General features: G+C 68.8%; 2 pseudogenes. Both read left to right on the plus strand.

The window, feature by feature from the left end:
* A pseudogene (locus ACXJKH_RS20935) lies at positions 1-801 on the plus strand (oxygen-independent coproporphyrinogen III oxidase); the annotation flags it as partial.
* A 67-nt stretch (positions 802-868) separates the two neighbouring features.
* Positions 869-1,149, plus strand: a pseudogene (locus ACXJKH_RS20940) (hypothetical protein); the annotation flags it as partial.

Consider the following 1,149-nt stretch of genomic DNA (forward strand, 5'->3'; position numbering starts at 1 on the left):
CTGGACATCCTGCGCGCCTGCCGCGACCACGGCCTGCGCTCGGTCAACGTGGACCTCATCTACGGGCTGCCGCACCAGACCCTCGCCGGCTTCGCGCAGACCCTGGAAACGGTGCTGCGCGAGCGCCCGGACCGCCTGGCCATCTACGGATATGCGCACCTGCCGCAGCTGTTCAAGGCGCAGCGGCAGATCCCCGATGAGGCGCTGCCCAGCCCCGAACAGAAGCTGGCCCTGCTGGGACTGGCGGTGCGCCGACTGTCGCTGGCCGGGTACCAGTACGTGGGGATGGACCACTTCGCGCTGCCCGACGAAGACCTCTCACAGGCGCAGCGTGCCGGCCAGCTGCACCGCAACTTCATGGGCTACACCACCCATGCCGACACCGACCTGGTCGGACTGGGCGCCAGTGCGATCAGCCATATCGGTAACAGCTACAGCCAGAACCCGCGCGAGCTGCCGGGCTGGGAGGCGGCCGTGGATGGCGGTCGCCTGCCGGTCTGGCGCGGCCTGCAGCTGGACGCCGACGATGTGCTGCGCGCCGAGCTGATCGGCCAGCTGATGTGCCAGGGGGAAGTGGACGGTGGCGCACTGGCGCGGCGGCATGGCGTTGACTTCGAGGCGTACTTTGCCGATGCGCTGGTCGCGCTCGATGCCCTGCAGCGCGATGGCCTGGCCGAGTACACCGACGGCGTGGTGCGCACCACCGAACGCGGTCGACCACTGCTGCGCCTGCTGGCGATGTGCTTCGACCGCTACCTGGCACGCCCGGATCAGCCGGCGCGCTACTCGCGGGCCATCTGATCGCAGGTCATCGGTGCGGACACACGCGTGTAGTACGCTCCGCTGGCCTCGGTGAGCGGAGCGGTGCATGAAGAAGATGCTGTATTTCTGGGCGGTGTACCTGCTGTTCTTTGCGATCGCGTTCCCGTGCATCCTGTATTACACGCTCGGTTATCCGGTGGACGACGTCGATCGGGTCGCGCCGGGATGGGGCGGGCTGTTGCTGGTCGTGTCGACAGCGCTGTGGTCACTGCTGGCCTGGGCCTATGCGTGGACGCTGCTGATGGCCCCGTTCCGGGCGCGGGCGCGTTCGCAGGCGATCCAGCGCGCGGCGATACGCCGCCGGGCACGCGTGGTGCAGGCGAAGGA

The organism is Stenotrophomonas sp. P5_B8 (assembly GCF_054049855.1).